Origin of the sequence: Nocardia otitidiscaviarum NBRC 14405 (assembly GCF_000308635.1) — a bacterium.
In the GTDB taxonomy this organism is placed as follows: domain Bacteria; phylum Actinomycetota; class Actinomycetes; order Mycobacteriales; family Mycobacteriaceae; genus Nocardia; species Nocardia otitidiscaviarum.
Window position 1 is genome coordinate 285,072 of the sequence record NZ_BAGD01000106.1, and the last position, 16,286, is coordinate 301,357.

The following is a 16,286-nucleotide window of genomic DNA, read 5'->3' on the forward strand; positions in this document are numbered from 1 at the left end:
CGGAAGGTAACGGTACATTGTCCGGCAGGCATTGTCGAAAACGATTGTCATCAACAACTGGAAGGGAGTGACATGTCGGCCATCTGCCAGGTCACCGGGCGCAAACCGGGATTCGGCAAGTCCGTATCGCACTCGCACAAGCGGACGAACCGGCGGTGGAACCCCAATATCCAGCGCAAGACCTACTACCTGCCCAGTGAGGACCGGCGCATCACGCTGACCGTCTCCACCAAGGGCATCAAAACCATCGACCGCGACGGGATCGAGGCCGTGGTGGCCCGGCTCCGGGCGCGCGGCGAGAAGATCTAGGAAGGCCACCGATGGCATCCAAGTCGACCGAGCTGCGTCCGGTCATCAAGCTCAAGTCCACCGCGGGCACCGGATACACCTACGTCACCCGCAAGAACCGCCGCAACGATCCCGACCGGATGGTGCTCAAGAAGTACGACCCGGTGGTGCGCAAGCACGTCGACTTCCGTGAGGAGCGCTGACGTGGCCAAGAAGTCCAAGATCGAGAAGAACGAGCGGCGCAAGATCGTGGTGGCGCGCTACGCCGAACGGCGGGCCGAGCTCAAGGAGCTCATCCGCAAGCCCACCACCTCCGACGCCGACCGCGCCGCCGCACAGACCGCCCTGCAGAAACTGCCGCGCGATGCCAGTCCGGTACGCTTGCGCAATCGGGACGCCTCGGATGGACGCCCACGCGGCCATCTCCGGAAGTTCGGTCTCTCGCGCGTGCGCGTGCGCGAGATGGCACACCGGGGCGAACTGCCCGGTGTGCACAAATCGAGCTGGTAAGCAACCACATCTGGTGAGTAAGGAACCGCTGACATGGCAGTGAAGCGAGCACCGTCGAAGAAGGTCCGCGCTGAGCAGGCCCGACGTCCGAAGAAGAACCCCCTGATCGCCGCCGGTATCGAAACCGTCGACTACAAGGACGTGAACCTGCTCCGCACGTTCATCTCCGACCGCGGCAAGATTCGCAGCCGCCGGGTCACCGGGCTGACACCGCAGCAGCAGCGACAGGTCGCCGTCGCGGTGAAGAACGCGCGGGAGATGGCGTTGCTGCCGTTCACCAGCCGCTGACGCGGCCGTCGGACGTAAATGGTTGAGCCCCCGATGCTTTCGCATCGGGGGCTCGATGCGTTTCGCTGGACCCGGCGGGGTCAGACGGTGGCTTTCTCGGCTTCGCGGATGGCGCGGGCGAGGGTGGCGGTGGCGTAGCGGCGCCAGAGGGGGGCGACGACGTAGCGGACGAGGCGGGTGCGGCCGGGGTGGGGGAAGAAGGAATAGGTCCAGCGGACAAGGGAATTGCGGCCTGCGGGGGTGAAGGTCCACTCGCCGTCGACCTTGGCCACCAGGCGGCGCATGGTGCCGGTGAATTCGGTCAGTTCGTAGCTGAAGTGGCGGGCGCGGGTGTAGCCGGTGAGTTCCTCCCGGGCGGTGGAACCGTCGGAGAGGACGACGGTGCGGGTATTGCCCGCGGTATCCCACGGGCCGGACTGGTCGCGCACCTCGCGGACGGCGGGCAGTGGACCCATGCCGGTGAAGATGGTGGGCAGATCGATGGGGGCGATCACCTCCATGGCCGTCGCCGCCGAGGTGCGACAGGTGGATTCGACGGTGACCGGAACGTAGCCGAGGCTCATGGCACACATTGTGCCGGGAAGTTTGCCGACGCGCCCGGAACGAGAAGAGCCCCAGCGCCTTTGACGCCGGGGCTCGATGCTCGTTCCGCGCGACCGGGCGGTTACGGGATGGTCAGCACCTGGCCGACATTGATCAGGTCCGGATTGTCGATGCCGCTGGCCGACGCGATCTCGGGGTAGCGGTTGCCGTCACCGTAGTACTGCTCGGCGATGGCCCACAGGGTCTCACCGGGAGCGACGGTGTGGGTGCGCACCTCCGGAGCCGGCGGCGGGGCCGGGGCCTCCGCCGCGGGGGCCGCGACGGCCTCCGGCTCGGCCTGGATCGGGTTGTCGGTATTGGTGCCCGACGACCACAGCGCGCCGCCGTCCTTGCCGTACAGCACGACATTGCGGTCGGGCTGTACGACCAGCCGGTCCGCGTCCTTGCCATTGGTCTCGGTGGACCAGGCCGCGCCCTCACCCTTGTACAGCACGAAGTTGCCGTCCGCCTGCAGCACGGCCCGCTCGACACCCTGATCGTGAGTGGAGGTGTGCCAGACGACATTGCCGTCCGGCTCCGTCAGCACGAGGTTGCCATCATTCTGCAGAGTCAGGGTGTAGGCACCACCCTTCAGGGACTGACCGAGCCCAAGTTCTTCGCCTACATGCAACGCGTCGCCCACGATGCGTCCTTTCGGAGGGGGGATCTTCGGTAAATCGATGGCGGGAGAAGTGCATTCGCGCATCTGCCGAACAGGCTACTGCTCGGACGCCGCGCACCGGGGAGATACGCGCCGCATCCGATGAGATTTTGACGACGCTTCGCCAGAAGTTCGCCGGAGGATCGGACCGGACGTGTGGAATCGGCCGGACGATTAGGGTTGGGGCCATGTACGGGAATTGGGGACGCCGCTTCGCCGCGGCCACGACCGCCGGGCTGCTGAGCCTGACGATCGCCGCCTGCTCGAGCTCGGACGACAACGCCGACACGCCGCGCGGCACCACCGCCTCCACGACGGAGACCACACCCACCGAAGCCCCCGAAGGTCAGCTGGGCCGGGCCTTCACCGCCGACCCGACCATCGTCAACCCCCGCCCCATCCCCTTCGACAGCTGGACCCGCCTCGCCCCCGACAAGATCGCGGTGAACTTCCAGACCGGCTCCCCGGAGTGCTACGGCGTGGACGCCACCACCACCGAGACCGACGAATCGGTCACGGTGGAACTGCGCGCCGGAACCCGGCCCGAAGCGGTGGGTCGGATGTGCACCATGATCGCGGTGTTCGGCACCCTCGAGATCCAGCTGGAGAAACCGCTGGGCGACCGAACAGTGTTGAGCGCCAAGTAGACAGCGCCAAGTAGACAGCGACCCGTAGAAACAGCGCCGACTAGAGGCCGAGTAGAGACAGCGCCCGGAAAGCAGCCGAGCCGGTACGCGTCACCCGCGTACCGGCTCGGCGAATCGTCGGTCAGTGCGCGAAGTGGCGCGCCCCGGTGAAGTACAGCGTGACCCCGGCCTCGCGGCACAGGTCGATGGTGTCCTTGTCGCGGATGGATCCACCCGGCTGCACGATCGCGGTGATCCCGGCGGCCACCAGCTGCTGCGGCCCGTCCGAGAACGGGAAGAAGGCATCGGAGGCCGCGACCGAGCCCTTGGCGCGGTCACCGGCACGCTGCACCGCCAGCTGTACCGCGTCCACGCGATTGACCTGCCCCATGCCGACACCGACGGACGCGCCGTCGTGGGCCAGCAGAATGGCGTTGGATTTCACGGCACGGCAAGCGCGCCAGGCGAATTCGAGATCGGCCAGGGTCTCGGCGGAGGCCGCGTCACCGGCGACCAGCTGCCAGTTGGCGGGCGCGTCACCCGCGGCGTCGAGAATGTCGCGATCCTGCAGCAGCACACCACCGCTCACCGGACGCAGCTCCGCGCCCTTGCGCCGGGGCGCCTCGGCGATGAGGATGCGCACGTTCTTCTTGCGCCGCAACACGTCCACGGCGCCGTCGGCATAGCCGGGGGCCACGATGACCTCGGTGAAGATCTCGGCGACCTGCTCGGCCATCTCCACCGACACCTCGCGGTTGGCCGCGATCACGCCGCCGTACGCGGAGACCGGATCGCAGGCGTGCGCCTTGCGGTGCGCCTCGGCGATATCCGCGCCCACCGCGATGCCGCACGGGTTGGCGTGCTTGATGATCGCCACCGCCGGCGCGTCGAAGTCGTAGGCGGCGCGCCAGGCCGCGTCGGCGTCGGTGTAGTTGTTGTACGACATCTCCTTGCCGTGCAACTGCTGCGCCTGCGCCAGCCCGGCCGGTCCGGCCGCATCGGTGTAGAGCGCGGCGGCCTGGTGCGGGTTCTCGCCGTAGCGCAGCACCGACTCACGGGTCCAGGTGGCGCCGATCCACTCCGGAAAGCGCTGCGCGCCTTCGGATTCCGCACCCGCGGAAACCGCGGCGGGAGCGGCGGCCGGAACCGCGACCGAGGTCATCCAGCTGGCGACCGCCACGTCGTAGGTCGCGGTGTGCTGGAAAGCCTTGGCCGCCAGCTCGGTCCGCCGCGCCAGGGTGAAACCGCCGTCGCGCACCGAGGCCAGCACGTCGTCGTAGTCGCGGGTGTCGACCACCACGGCCACCGACGGGTGGTTCTTGGCGGCGGCGCGCACCATGGACGGTCCGCCGATGTCGATCTGCTCCACGCACTCGTCCACGGTCGCGCCCGAGGCCACGGTCTGGGTGAAGGGGTACAGGTTCACCACGACGAGCTGGAATGCCTCCACGCCCAGTTCGACCAGCTGGTCGACGTGCTCCGCGCGGCGGGTGTCGGCGAGGATGCCCGCGTGCACGCGCGGGTGCAGGGTCTTGACGCGGCCGTCCAGGGTCTCCGGAAAGCCGGTCAGGTCCTCGACCTTGGTGACCGGAATGCCCGCGTCGGCGATCTTGCCCGCGGTGGAGCCGGTCGAGACCAACTCCACGCCCGCGGCGTGCAGACCGGAGGCCAGCTCGATCAGGCCCGTCTTGTCGTAGACGCTGACCAGGGCCCGCTTGATCGGCTTGCGCGCTGCCGGGTCCATCTGTGCCTCACTCACCGGAGAACTCGCTCATCTGGAATAACTGCCTTTCGTCCATCGGAGACAATGCCTCGCGTCGCGACGGCGGCGACCACCTCCGCCAACAACCGCCGTTCCACAACCTTGATGCGCTCGTGCAGCGACGCCTCGTCGTCGGCGGGCAGCACGGCGACGGCTTCCTGCGCGAGGATCGGCCCGGTGTCGACACCGGCATCGACCAGATGCACGGTGGAGCCGGTGACCTTCACCCCGTACGCGAGCGCGTCCCGCACACCGTGCGCGCCCGGGAAGGCGGGCAGCAGCGCGGGATGGGTGTTGATGATGCGGCCGCCGAACCGGTCCAGGAAGACGGGGCCGAGGATCTTCATGAAACCCGCCGACACCACCAGATCGGGTTCGCGGGCGGCGACGGCCTCGGTGAGCGCGACATCCCAGGCGGCACGATCGTCGAAATCACGCAGGGCGACCCGGAAATTCGGAATGCCGTACTCGTCGGCGTGGGCGGTGGCGGCGCAGTCGCGGTCCACGCCGACGGCGACGACGCGGGCCGGATAGTCCGGTTCCCGGGTGGCGGCGAGCAGCGAACGCAGCAGCGAACCGGTGCCGGAGGCGAGCACGACGACGCTCGCGGGCGCGGTGGGCGGCAGCAGCTGGGCGGGCGTGGACGTCAGCGCACTACTCCCTGTGAGTCGGGCGGGGCGGGGGGCGGGCGGCTGCGAACCGCCGCCCTAGAGCCTAACGACCGTCCACTCCACCGGTGTCGAGCAGGTCCGCCTCCACCACTTCGGCGTCCACGATGTCGGTGTCGGCCGGGTCGTCCGCGTGGGGTTCGGCGGTGAGGGCGGGCGGTTCGTCGACGAGTTCGCCGTCGACCTCGACCACACGCTCGGTGCCGTCGGGCGCGTCCTCGTACTCGTCGTATTCGTCGTAGTAGTCGGCGTCCTCGTAATCGTCGGAGTCGTACCGGCTGTCGGAGTCGTACTCGCCGTACTCGCCGTCGGAGTCGTACTCGCCGTCGGAGTCGTACTGACCGTCGGAGTCGTATTCGTCGTCGTAGTCGGCGTATTCACCATCGGGGTAGTCGGCGGCGGCGTACGCGGGGTCGGCGGCGGGGACGGCGAACCACCGCGCGGCGAACATGCCCACGTATCCGGGCAGCGCCAGCCAGAGGAAGGCCGGTATCGCCAGCAGCAGCAGATTCGGACCGATCTGCCCGAAGGAGCCGAGCACACCGCCGGCGAGCGAACCCAGCAGCGTGAGCAGCACCGCCGCCACGGCGGCCGAGGCGAGCGTGGCCCACGGGGCGGTCGGCCGATCGTCGGTGGTGCGTCCGATGTCCAGGCCGCCGAGCGCGCCCACCGCGGCGGGCGCCAGCAGCAGCACGACCCACCAGCCCGCCGCCGGACCGGTCGGCACGGCGGCCGCGATCGGCACCGCCGGAATCGGCGCACCCGTGACCTCGAACAGGCTCAGCGAACCGGCGCCGATGTGCACCTGCCCGCCGAGCAGCACCGCCACCGCGTCGATGAGCACATTCGGCAGATAGGCGACCGACAGCAGCGTCAGCCCGAGCACACCCGCGATATCGCCCGCGGCCCGGTAGGTCTCACCGATGGCGGACCAGTGCGCCAGGAAGGACACCAGGGTGACGGCGGCGGCGACGAGCAGCAGTCGCCACACGGCCCGCACCCCCGCCCGCACCCCGGGCACCACCCAGTGCGGCACCGGCGCCGGGGACAGCGCGAGCAGTTCCCGCCACCGGCGACTGCCGATGCCCGCGGCGGCCGCCAGCAGGTGCAGGCCGAAGACCCAGCCGAAGGCGGCCGAGGTGTTCGGCGGCTGCAACGACACCACCGCGGCGGCATCGTCGGCGACGGCCAGACAGACCGCCGTGATGAGCAGCGGACCGCCCAGCGCCGCGCCGACGATCCAGCCGAGGTCGGCGCGGTTGCTCTCGTCGGGCACCGCGTGGGCGCAGTCGCGCGCCGCGATCCAGAGCATGAGCCCGGTCGGCAGCAGGGGCAGCAGTCCCAGTGACGTCTTGCCGATCACCAGCGGAACCTGATGGACCGCGAGCCAGCTCGCCGCGATCGCGCCTCCGGTCCCCTCCAGCCCACTGCCCGCCGCCAACAGCGCCCCCGACACCAGTGCGACGATGACGAGCAGGGTGATGCTCGACGCCCGCGCCGCCACCACCAGCAGTACCCGAGCCCGCTCCGGAGTCAACGACCCGAATCCGCCGCCGGGTCCCCCCGAACCCGGTTCCGGCGGCTCGATATCGCTCAGACGCGCCAATGCGGCCTTCGCAGCGCTCATGGACATCCACCCTGGCAGCTTCACCCACGGCGACGCCTCAGGCGCGCCGCGCACCCGCCCCCGGGAACGCCCTCGCTCCCGAACACCGCTCGATCGCCCGGCACGGCCACGCGCCGCTGCCGCCCTGGGTGCCCGGCCCGGCGGCCCGAAACCTCCGCGCCCGCGCTCCACATCCGTATCCAGGGTGTCTGCGGGACCGCTGCCGCGCGCTGCTACGTCGATGCGCTCGTCCGCGGGACGCATACGTCTTCCGCCCGCACGCGCCCGCGCGCCGCCGCGCTCGGAGCCGTCGGCGGGCCGCCGGCGGTCGTCCGCGTATGCCCGACGGTCGACGCCGGGTTCGGCGGCACCGCGCCGGGTACCACTCGAACGGCTCCCGAACGGCCCGGTGCGTGTCCTGCGAGGCTCCCCCGCGTAGCCCCGGCGGTCATCGTCGAATCCATCGTGACGCGACGTGGCACGGATGTCGGCGGACGCGGACGCCCGTCTCGCGGTGGTACGCCGTCGAACCCGAGACAGCGCATGGCGCAAGCCGTCCCACGGCATGTGGCCGGATGCGCCATCGGGCGTACGGCGTGGTGTGGTGGCCCGACGTGCGGGGGGAGGGCCGCTGCCCTCTCCCGAGCGGCGGGGGCGGCGGGGTTCGCGCGGGGGTTCTGAAGGAGTCACGGTGACAGGGCAATCCGATTCGAGCGTGGTCGACGACCCGACCGCCGAGGCCGGATGCACCGGGCGGTGATGCCACCGCGGCGGATCGACGAGGCGAGTGGGGCAACGATTGCTGGGTCCGCGAACGAAGTCCGATGGCCCGCGAGCGGCCCCGGGTGGCCCGCAAGCACAACGGCCCCCGGTGTTCCCACCGGGGGCCGTTCGTCACGTCGGTCGATACCCGGACCGACTACTTGTCGTCCTGCCCCGGCCGGAAGGCCTTGGTGGCGTCGGCGGCCGGATCGGCGCTCTGCTCACCGCCGAACGGCTTCTCCTGGCCGCCGCCGTACTGCTGACCGCCGTACTGCTGACCGCCGAAGTGCTGGGTCGCGCCCTCGTCCGGGCGCGGCTGCGGCTGCGAACCGGTGCCGTAGGGCGACTGGCCGTAGGACGGCTGCTGACCGTAGCCACCCGGCTGACCGGGCTGCTGACCGTAGGCGGGCTGCTGACCGTAGGACTGCTGGCCCGGCTGGCCCGGCTGCTGACCGTAGGAGGGCTGCTGCTGGTACTGCGGACCGGTGCCCTGGCCGCCGCCGAAGGACGGCTGCTGGCCGTAGCCGCCCGGCTGGCCGGGCTGCTGACCGTAGCCACCCGACTGGCCGTAGGACTGCTGACCGGGCTGCTGACCGTAGCCGCCCGGCTGGCCCGGCTGCTGACCGTACCCACCCTGGCCGTACCCGCCGGGCTGCGGCGCGGGCTTCGGGGCCGGGGGCTTGAGGATCCCCAGCTCGAACAGCAGGGCCGCGATGGCGACCACGGTCTGTGCGAAAGCGAAGACCAGGACGACGATGCCACCCCACTCCAGCGAGACGGAGTCATCGAGCGAGAAGACAGTGAACAGCAGGGTGAGGAACGCCGCCAGCGAGGCGGCGGCCGCGATCGGGGCCCAGTTCTGCTTGGAGATCAACGACAGCCCGGCCATGATTCCGGCGATCAGCAGCAGAGCCAGCGGCGCGGAGCCGCCGCCCTCGAAGAAGCTGGCGGAGGTGTCCACGTCCACCGAGCCGCCACCCAGGTCGAAGCTGGTGAACGGCGTGAATCCGAGCAGGAAGGTGATGACACCGAGCGCGGCGACACCGATGGCCAGGAAGAACGGCAGCCCCTTGCCCGTCGCGGCCGCGGCGCTCGCTCCACCGGTGGGACCGGCGGCGGGCTGCTGGCCGAAGCCGGGTGCGGAGGAGGGCGTCGGCGCGGGCGCGTTGTACCCCGAGCCCCCGGTCGGGTATGACATGTCGTCGTCTCCTATCGAATAGTTCACGAACAGCGCTGGCTGCTCCCCCGACGCTACTGCACCAGACCGTCCGGGTCACCATCTACCGCCGCCCGCGACCGGCGCGTTTGCGCCGAACCGAACGCATGCTACCCGGCGTCGTATAGCGTAAGCCGTTGGGCGACAACACCGTTCACCGAAAGCGCGGGACAAGCCCGCTGGACGGGCGGCGGAAACCCGGCCGGATCGGCGTCTTCCGGCCACATGGCGATAACGGTACGGATACGCGAAGGCCGCCCACCGGACACGGCGGGCGGCCTTGCGACATCGGATCGGCGCCGGTGCGCCGATATCCGAATCAGGCGCTGATGCTGGCCTTCTCGAGGATCTCGCGCGCGAGGGCGGCGGTCTCGGACGGGGTCTTGCCGACCTTCACGCCCGCGGCCTCCAGGGCCTCCTTCTTCGCCGCGGCGGTGCCCGACGAACCGGAGACGATGGCGCCCGCGTGGCCCATGGTCTTGCCCTCGGGGGCGGTGAAGCCCGCGACGTAGCCGACGACCGGCTTGGTGACATTGGCCTGGATGTAGGCCGCGGCCCGCTCCTCGGCGTCGCCGCCGATCTCGCCGATCATGACGATGAGCTTGGTCTCGGGATCGGACTCGAACGCCTCGATGGCGTCGATGTGGGTGGTGCCGATGACCGGGTCGCCGCCGATGCCGATGGCGGTGGAGAAGCCGAAGTCCCGCAGCTCGTACATCATCTGGTAGGTCAGCGTGCCGGACTTGGAGACCAGACCGATCGGGCCCTTGCCGGTGATGTTGGCCGGGGTGATGCCGACCAGCGACTCACCCGGGGTGATGATGCCGGGGCAGTTGGGGCCGATGATGCGGGTCTTGTTGCCCTTCTCGACGTTGTAGGCCCACGCGTAGGCGGTGTCCTGCACCGGGATGCCCTCGGTGATGACCACGAGCAGCGGGATCTCCGCGTCGATGGCCTCGATGATGGCGTCCTTGGCGAACTTCGGCGGCACGAAGGCGATCGACACGTCCGCGCCGGTCTCCTTCATGGCCTCCGCGACGGTGCCGAACACGGGCAGCTCGACCGCATTGCCGTCCTTGTCGGTGTGCGCCACGGTGGTGCCGGCCTTGCGGGCGTTCACGCCGCCGACGACCTGGGTGCCCGCCTTCAGCATCAGCGCGGTGTGCTTGGTGCCCTCGCCGCCGGTGATGCCCTGGACGATGACCTTGGAGTCCTTGTTCAGGAAGATAGACATTGTGGTTCGTGTCCTTTACTTGGCCGCGGCCAGTTCGGCGGCCTTGTCGGCGCCTTCGTCCATGGTCTGAGCGAGGGTCACCAGCGGGTGGTTGGCGTCGACGAGGATCTGGCGGCCCTCCTCGACCTTGTTGCCGTCCAGGCGGACGACCAGCGGCTTGGTGGCCGCGTCGCCCAGAATCTCGAGTGCCTTCACGATGCCGTTCGCGACCGCGTCACAGGCGGTGATGCCGCCGAAGACATTGACGAACACCGACTTGACCTGCTTGTCGCCCAGGATGACGTCCAGGCCGTTCGCCATGACCTCGGCGGACGCGCCGCCGCCGATGTCGAGGAAGTTGGCGGGCTTGACACCGCCGTGGCCCTCACCGGCGTAGGCGACCACGTCCAGGGTCGACATGACCAGGCCGGCGCCATTGCCGATGATGCCGACCTCGCCGTCGAGCTTGACGTAGTTGAGGTCGTTCTCCTTGGCCTTGAGCTCGAGCGGATCGGTGGCGTCGATATCCGCGTAGGCCGCGTGGTCGGGGTGGCGGAACTCGGCGTTCTCGTCCAGGGTGACCTTGCCGTCGAGGGCCAGGATCTCGTTGTCGGGAGTGCGCACCAGCGGGTTGACCTCGACCAGGGTGGCGTCCTCGGAGATGAACACCTCCCACAGCTTCTGGATGGTGACCGCGGCCGCGTCCAGGATGTCGGCGGGCAGGTGGCCCTGCTCGGCGATGGAGCGCGCGAAGGCCAGGTCCACGCCCTTGACGGCGTCGACCGGCACCTTGGCCAGGCGGTCGGGCTTGGTGGCGGCCACTTCCTCGATCTCCATGCCGCCCTCGACCGAGCACATGGCCAGGTAGGTGCGGTTGGCGCGATCGAGCAGGAAGGAGATGTAGTACTCCGACGCGATGTCCTTGGCCTCGGCGACCAGGATCTTCTTGGTGATGTGACCCTTGATGTCCAGGCCCAGGATGTTCTGGGCGTGGGTGAAAGCGTCTTCGGGGGTGGCGGCGTACTTCACGCCACCGGCCTTGCCGCGGCCACCGACCTTGACCTGCGACTTGATCATCACAGGCTTGCCGATTTCCTCCGCGATCGCGCGAGCGTCCTCGGCCGAGTCCGTGACGCGGCCCTCCGACGAAGGCACTCCGTGCTTCACGAAGAGTTCCTTCGCCTGATATTCGAAGAGATCCATGTACTCACCGTCTCGTCTGCGTTGTTGTGACAACGTCTTTGTTGGCGGCCCGTCGTCAGCCCGTAGCGACCGCTTGCAGGTCGCCCGTGAAGGCCAGTGGGTCGGGTCGGACTCTAATCAGTCACATGGAGCCGAAATCAGCCGCATACAGCCTAAGTGGCGCAGGTCACGGTACAGTCTCCAGGGCCACAAAACCGCTGGGTATGACTACTCGCGAGTAGCTTTCGGACCGCGCGGCAGGTAAACGGGACGAATACCGCAGAGCGGTACAGACTACGACGCCTTGTAGTGGAACGGGCTCACACAGTTACCCACAGCACAGTGAGGCAATCCCGGAGGGCGACGTGATGAATGTCACAGCATCGACACGACAGGGGTTCATCGCTTGCCGACCCGCAATCGTTTCGTTACCGTCGTTGCGGTCGATGTCACAACACGGTCACGGCAGGAGGACGGCAAGCTTGACGCAGCACAGCGCTCCGCAGGTAGGAAGCCGCTCCGCAGGCGACCCGTCGAAATCGAGCTCCCTCCCCGCGGGTCGGACGAACGCCCATGAGTGACGGCGTATTCCCGACCGGGCGGCGCGCGCGGGCCAATCGGTACCGACAGGACGACGAAACCTTCGGCGACTCCGGACATTTCAGCCATAACGCCCAGTCCGGCGGCGGCACCCGATACGAGCACGGCCAGGTCTACGGCTGGCAGGCGCCCTCGTCCGCGCAGGGCGAGTGGAATGCCCACGGCGGCTGGGACGCACACGCCGCGAGCGCGCAGGGCACCGCCGACAACGGTTACGGCGACAACGGTTACGGCGACAACTGGAACAGCGGCACCTGCTATGACGGCGCCAGCTGGAACAACGCGGCCGACGCCGACTGGAACAACGAGACCGCCGACTGGAACGACGGCGGCGCTCGGGGCGACTGGCACGCCAACGCCGACGGCTCCTGGAACGGCAAGGTCGACGGCTCCTGGAACGGCAACGCCGCCAACTGGAACCGTGATTCCGGCAGCGCCTGGGACGGCGACGCCGCGAACGGCGGCGCGGGCGGCTGGGGCGAACCCGCCGCCGAATGGTCCGGTGACTCCTGGAATTCCGGCGACGACGCCTGGGAGTCGCCCGCCGATCCGAACCCCTCCGACGAGCATCGGCCCGTCTACACCTTCCGCACCGCGTCCGGTGAGCCGCTGGAGTTCTCCCGTGACGGTGCCCGCGTCGATTCCGCCGCCTCCGGCGCGCCCGAATCCGCCTCCCCCGCATCGCGTTCCGCCACCCGCGCCGCGCGCAACCGCCGTTCGGGCGGCGCGCACCGGGTGCCCGCCCCGCCCGCCGCACTGAAGGGCCGCGCGGCCGTGGTGGCCGTCGCCGCCGGTGCCGTGGTGGCCGCCGGGCAGACCGGCATGGACACCGCGCCGACGACGGGCGAGTTCCAGGCCGCCGATCAGGTCACCGAACTGGCCGCCCAGAGCGTGAGCCTCACCGGCGCGGAGACGCAGGATTCGGGAGCACCGCAGGTGCTGAACGTTTCGACGCCGATGGACCTGGGCTCCTTCGACGACATCCTGCGCAAGGGTGAACAGTTCGCCGCCGATCTGGCCGCCCAGGAGGCCGCCAAGCTGCGCCCGCTGTTCACCAAGTTCACCAGCGGTAATTTCACCTCCGGGTTCGGCGCCCGCTGGGGTGTCCAGCATCTCGGCATCGACGTGGCCGCCCCCATCGGCACCCCCATCTACGCGGTGGCCGACGGCGTGGTCCTCGAAGCGGGTCCCGCCTCCGGTTTCGGCATGTGGGTCCGCCTCCTCCACGACGACGGCACCGTCACCGTCTACGGACACATCGACACCGCCACCGTCTCCCAGGGCCAGTACGTCATGGCGGGCGACCAGATCGCCACCGTCGGCAACCGCGGCTTCTCCACCGGCCCGCACTGCCACTTCGAGGTCTGGCTGAACGGCGTCAACAAGATCGACCCGGTCCCCTGGCTGGCCTCCCGCGGCATCGCCCTGGGCCCCCAGCGCGACTGACTCTCGATACCTCCGTAACTCTGGTGTGGACGCGCTGTTCTCCGCGCGCCCACCGGCCTTCCGCGCACCAGCCACAGCCGGTCCCATGACGCACCCCGCCGGGGAGTGGCGTCACGCTCGGAGCGTGTATCCGCTGGTGTCGACTCTGGAGACCTGCTCGCCGTAGATGCCCGGTGCCGTATCGCAGCTCGCGATGAAGTCGCCGGGGAAGCCGAGGTCGAAAGGAGCGGCGGCTTCCAGGGTTTCGACCGCTTCGTCCGACAGCATGAGCTCGACCGCGCCGAGGTTCTCGGTCAGCTGCCCCGCGCTGCTGACGCCGACGATGGGCAGGACGGCGGGTGAGCGGTGGCGGGTCCAGGCCAGGGCGACGTGGGCCGCGGGCACGCCCAACTCGGCGGCGACCTCGTCGACCGCGGCGGCTGCCGCGCGCTGGCGCTCGGTGAACCGGCCGGGGTCGGCGCGGCGTCCGGCACGACCGGACAGGACGCCCTGCCCGAGCGGCCCCCACGCCGTGACGCTCATGCCGAATGCCTCCGCCATCGGGATCAACTCGCGTTCGGCATCCCGCCACAGCAGGTTGTAGGGCACCTGGAGTCCGGCGAACCGGGTGCGGTCGCGCAGCTCCGCCACCGTGTTCGCGCGCGCGACCACCCAGGCCGGCACATCGGAAATGCCCAGATGCAGGACCTTGCCGGAGCGAACGGCGTCATCGAGCGCGCGCAGCGTCTCCTCGATGGGTGTGAGCCGATCCCAGACATGCACCCAGTAGACGTCGATGTAGTCGGTGCGCAGCTTCCGCAGACTCTGTTCCAGGCTCAACATCAGGTTCTTGCGGTGGTTGCCCGCCGCGTTCGGGTCGGCGGGGTCGCGGGTCGGCGTGTATTTGGTGCCGATGACGAAGCGATCGCGGTCGCGCAGCACCGAGCCGAGCAGTTCCTCGCCGGGGCCGTACATGGGTGCGGTGTCGAGGAAGTTGCCTCCGGCGGCGGCGAAGACATCGAGTATGCGGCGGTATTCGTCCGCGTCCCGCAGGGCCATGGTGCCCAGCACCAGTTCGGACACGCGGAGGCCGGTTCGGCCGAAGAGTCGGTATCGCATGACGACCACTCTGCTGGGTGGCCGCCCGCGCAGGGAGACCGTGCCGGGGCCACGCTCCACGGCCCCGGTATACCTGGCGATTCCTTCCGATCGGTAACAGTCGACGCCACCGCACCGACGATCCTTCGGTAACCGGAAGGAGTTCCATGAGAAAAACGATTGCCGCCGCGGCACGGGTCGCGGCCGCTGGTGTTTCGGGTGTGGCCTTCGTAGCGATCGTCGGTTCCGGGAGCGCGCAGGCGGCGCCGCAGGATTGCGCCGTCGAGCGCGATCTGTTCGGCGCGTCGGCCGTGTGCCAGCCCGACGGGGGCAGCAATTACGTCCTGCATGTCGACTGTTTCGGGCTATACGCCAGTGGTCCGTTCCCGATGTACGGCGTCGGGCCGTACACCGCGCTCAGCTACCCGTTCACGCCGAACGGCGAGCGCGTCACCACGGGGTGCACGGGGATGGGTCCCGGTGTCGTGGCCGTGGCGACCAACGCCTATGTCGAGGTCTACCAGGGTTAGCCAGCCTCACGACGGCGATCCTTCCGGGCTCGGTTGGTCTCTCCCGCACTCGGAGGTCGTTCCTGCCCTCGGCGATCGCTTCCACATTCGGCGATCATCTCCACGCTCGGCGGTCGCCGCGTACAGGGGAGGCGGCTCGGTCGGTGCCGGGCGCGGGGGCGGCCTCACAGGTCGAAACGCGCCCGCATACCCACCTTGACCTGCTCGAGCGTCTCGCCCCCGATGACCCCCTCGTAGGTGACGAGACTGGTGCGCCGGTAGATGGTGATGTCGTAGAGCGCGATCACGTGCGGCGTGCCCGGGATGGGAACCGACAGCAGCCGGTGCGCGGCGGGCACTTCGTCACCGGGGTGTACGAGCGCTACCACCAGCAGCGGATTCTGCTGCACCACGGCGTCGGCGTCCAACAGCACCACCCGGCGTTCCTGCCCGAACAGTGAGCTGGCCGCCATCCACAGCTCACCCTGCCGCATCGGCTCAGTCTGCATCGGAGGCTTCGAATTCGGCCTCCGCGCCGAGCCTTTCGTCGGGTGGGCGGTCGCGCAGTTCGGCGAGATCCTCCTCGAGCAGCCGCTGCCGCACCGCGCGGGTGACATAGTCGTTCATATCCGCGCCCGCGGTCGCTCTCAGCCGGGTGGCGATCGCATCCGGAAGCAACACGGTCATTCTCGTCGCCATACTTCGAGTACACGCCCTGCCGCACCGCCCCGGCAAGGGGCGGCGCGACGAGGGTCAGAGTTTGACGAGGGTGCGGCTGTACTGCGGAATCAGCCTGATCTTGCCCGCGGTACCGAAATCGATTGTCACCGTGGCCAATGCACCGAACCCCTCGGCGGCGACCACCCGCCCCAGACCGTACTTGTCATCGCTGACCCGGTCCCCGACCGCGAGCACCAGACCGGTGTTGTTGCGCTTTCCGGCGGAGGCGGGTGCCGGACGGCGCTCGCCCCCGCGATCCCGCACGCCGGGCCGGGGTTCGCTCCAGCCGTCGCCCCGCGTCCAATCCCGTTCGAAGCCGTCGTCGTCGCGTCGCCGCCGGAATCCGCTCGACTGTTTCGGCGCGGGCTCCAGGCGACGCCAGTCCAGTAGGTGCTGCGGAATCTCCTGGAGGAAGCGGGATTCGGGATTCGAGACGGGCTGGCCCCAGCCGGAGCGCACCACCGCGCGGGTCAGGTACAGCCGCTTGCGGGCGCGGGTGATGCCCACGTAGGCGAGGCGGCGTTCCTCGGCCAGTTCGGTGGGATCGCCGAGCGCGCGCATATGCGGGAA

19 protein-coding genes are annotated in these 16,286 nt (G+C 69.4%); 7 read left to right on the forward strand and 12 right to left on the reverse strand.

Annotated elements, in window-relative coordinates:
- The first annotated feature begins 72 nt into the window (after window positions 1–72).
- The 4 genes from rpmB to rpsR are packed head-to-tail and all read left to right on the forward strand — an operon-like array spanning window position 73 to window position 1,086.
- On the forward strand, window positions 73–309 hold the full coding sequence (rpmB, locus tag ON31_RS25190; protein ID WP_039817163.1) for a 50S ribosomal protein L28: 237 nt from the start codon (window positions 73–75) through the stop codon (window positions 307–309).
- Window positions 310–320: 11 nt separating this feature from the next.
- On the forward strand, window positions 321–491 hold the full coding sequence (gene rpmG, locus ON31_RS25195; RefSeq protein ID WP_029931154.1) for a 50S ribosomal protein L33: 171 nt from the start codon (window positions 321–323) through the stop codon (window positions 489–491).
- 1 nt (window position 492) lies between these two features.
- Complete coding sequence (gene rpsN, locus ON31_RS25200; protein ID WP_029931153.1) at window positions 493–798, forward strand: 30S ribosomal protein S14; 306 nt, start codon at window positions 493–495, stop codon at window positions 796–798.
- Between the two features lie 33 nt (window positions 799–831).
- Entirely contained in the window at window positions 832–1,086 is a 255-nt protein-coding gene (gene rpsR, locus ON31_RS25205) for a 30S ribosomal protein S18 (RefSeq protein WP_011211513.1), read from the forward strand.
- A gap of 80 nt (window positions 1,087–1,166) precedes the next feature.
- Here rpsR and ON31_RS25210 read toward each other — a convergent pair whose 3' ends face one another.
- Window positions 1,167–1,649, reverse strand: a complete 483-nt coding sequence (locus ON31_RS25210) for an SRPBCC family protein (RefSeq protein ID WP_039817164.1) — start codon at window positions 1,647–1,649, stop codon at window positions 1,167–1,169.
- A 101-nt stretch (window positions 1,650–1,750) separates the two neighbouring features.
- A complete protein-coding gene (locus tag ON31_RS25215; RefSeq protein WP_172544772.1) occupies window positions 1,751–2,311 on the reverse strand; it encodes a LysM peptidoglycan-binding domain-containing protein in 561 nt (186 codons plus the stop codon).
- Window positions 2,312–2,517: 206 nt separating this feature from the next.
- Between ON31_RS25215 and ON31_RS25220 the strand changes: the two genes are divergently transcribed.
- On the forward strand, window positions 2,518–2,976 hold the full coding sequence (locus tag ON31_RS25220; RefSeq protein ID WP_039817165.1) for a hypothetical protein: 459 nt from the start codon (window positions 2,518–2,520) through the stop codon (window positions 2,974–2,976).
- 121 nt (window positions 2,977–3,097) lie between these two features.
- Here ON31_RS25220 and purH read toward each other — a convergent pair whose 3' ends face one another.
- The 6 genes from purH to sucC all read right to left on the reverse strand — a co-directional run bounded on the left by purH (window position 3,098) and on the right by sucC (window position 11,385).
- Entirely contained in the window at window positions 3,098–4,699 is a 1,602-nt protein-coding gene (gene purH / locus ON31_RS25225) for a bifunctional phosphoribosylaminoimidazolecarboxamide formyltransferase/IMP cyclohydrolase (protein WP_039817166.1), read from the reverse strand.
- A gap of 11 nt (window positions 4,700–4,710) precedes the next feature.
- A complete protein-coding gene (gene purN / locus ON31_RS25230) occupies window positions 4,711–5,367 on the reverse strand; it encodes a phosphoribosylglycinamide formyltransferase (protein ID WP_162836500.1) in 657 nt (218 codons plus the stop codon).
- A 64-nt stretch (window positions 5,368–5,431) separates the two neighbouring features.
- On the reverse strand, window positions 5,432–7,012 hold the full coding sequence (locus ON31_RS25235; RefSeq protein WP_039817257.1) for a cell division protein PerM: 1,581 nt from the start codon (window positions 7,010–7,012) through the stop codon (window positions 5,432–5,434).
- A gap of 898 nt (window positions 7,013–7,910) precedes the next feature.
- A complete protein-coding gene (locus tag ON31_RS25240) occupies window positions 7,911–8,951 on the reverse strand; it encodes a DUF5336 domain-containing protein (protein WP_039817167.1) in 1,041 nt (346 codons plus the stop codon).
- Window positions 8,952–9,288: 337 nt separating this feature from the next.
- On the reverse strand, window positions 9,289–10,203 hold the full coding sequence (sucD, locus tag ON31_RS25245; protein WP_029931145.1) for a succinate--CoA ligase subunit alpha: 915 nt from the start codon (window positions 10,201–10,203) through the stop codon (window positions 9,289–9,291).
- A 15-nt stretch (window positions 10,204–10,218) separates the two neighbouring features.
- The gene (sucC, locus tag ON31_RS25250; protein ID WP_029931144.1) at window positions 10,219–11,385 is read right to left on the reverse strand and encodes an ADP-forming succinate--CoA ligase subunit beta; all 1,167 of its coding nucleotides are present in this window, start codon (window positions 11,383–11,385) and stop codon (window positions 10,219–10,221) included.
- Between the two features lie 1,188 nt (window positions 11,386–12,573).
- Between sucC and ON31_RS38185 the strand changes: the two genes are divergently transcribed.
- Complete coding sequence (locus tag ON31_RS38185) at window positions 12,574–13,410, forward strand: M23 family metallopeptidase (RefSeq protein WP_255222252.1); 837 nt, start codon at window positions 12,574–12,576, stop codon at window positions 13,408–13,410.
- A gap of 111 nt (window positions 13,411–13,521) precedes the next feature.
- Here the strand turns inward: ON31_RS38185 and ON31_RS25260 are convergent, their stop codons facing one another.
- Window positions 13,522–14,508, reverse strand: coding sequence for an aldo/keto reductase (locus ON31_RS25260; protein ID WP_039817168.1), 987 nt, complete (start codon window positions 14,506–14,508; stop codon window positions 13,522–13,524).
- A gap of 146 nt (window positions 14,509–14,654) precedes the next feature.
- On the opposite strand from ON31_RS25260, the gene ON31_RS25265 reads away from it, so the two are divergent.
- A complete protein-coding gene (locus ON31_RS25265) occupies window positions 14,655–15,017 on the forward strand; it encodes a hypothetical protein (protein WP_051037721.1) in 363 nt (120 codons plus the stop codon).
- Window positions 15,018–15,181: 164 nt separating this feature from the next.
- Here ON31_RS25265 and ON31_RS25270 read toward each other — a convergent pair whose 3' ends face one another.
- From ON31_RS25270 to ON31_RS25280, 3 genes are all read right to left on the reverse strand, one after another.
- Complete coding sequence (locus tag ON31_RS25270) at window positions 15,182–15,490, reverse strand: hypothetical protein (RefSeq protein WP_039817169.1); 309 nt, start codon at window positions 15,488–15,490, stop codon at window positions 15,182–15,184.
- A gap of 4 nt (window positions 15,491–15,494) precedes the next feature.
- On the reverse strand, window positions 15,495–15,683 hold the full coding sequence (locus ON31_RS25275; RefSeq protein ID WP_029931140.1) for a hypothetical protein: 189 nt from the start codon (window positions 15,681–15,683) through the stop codon (window positions 15,495–15,497).
- 66 nt (window positions 15,684–15,749) lie between these two features.
- A partial coding sequence (locus ON31_RS25280; RefSeq protein ID WP_303621449.1) for a 3'-5' exonuclease occupies window positions 15,750–16,286 on the reverse strand: 537 nt, incomplete at its 5' end.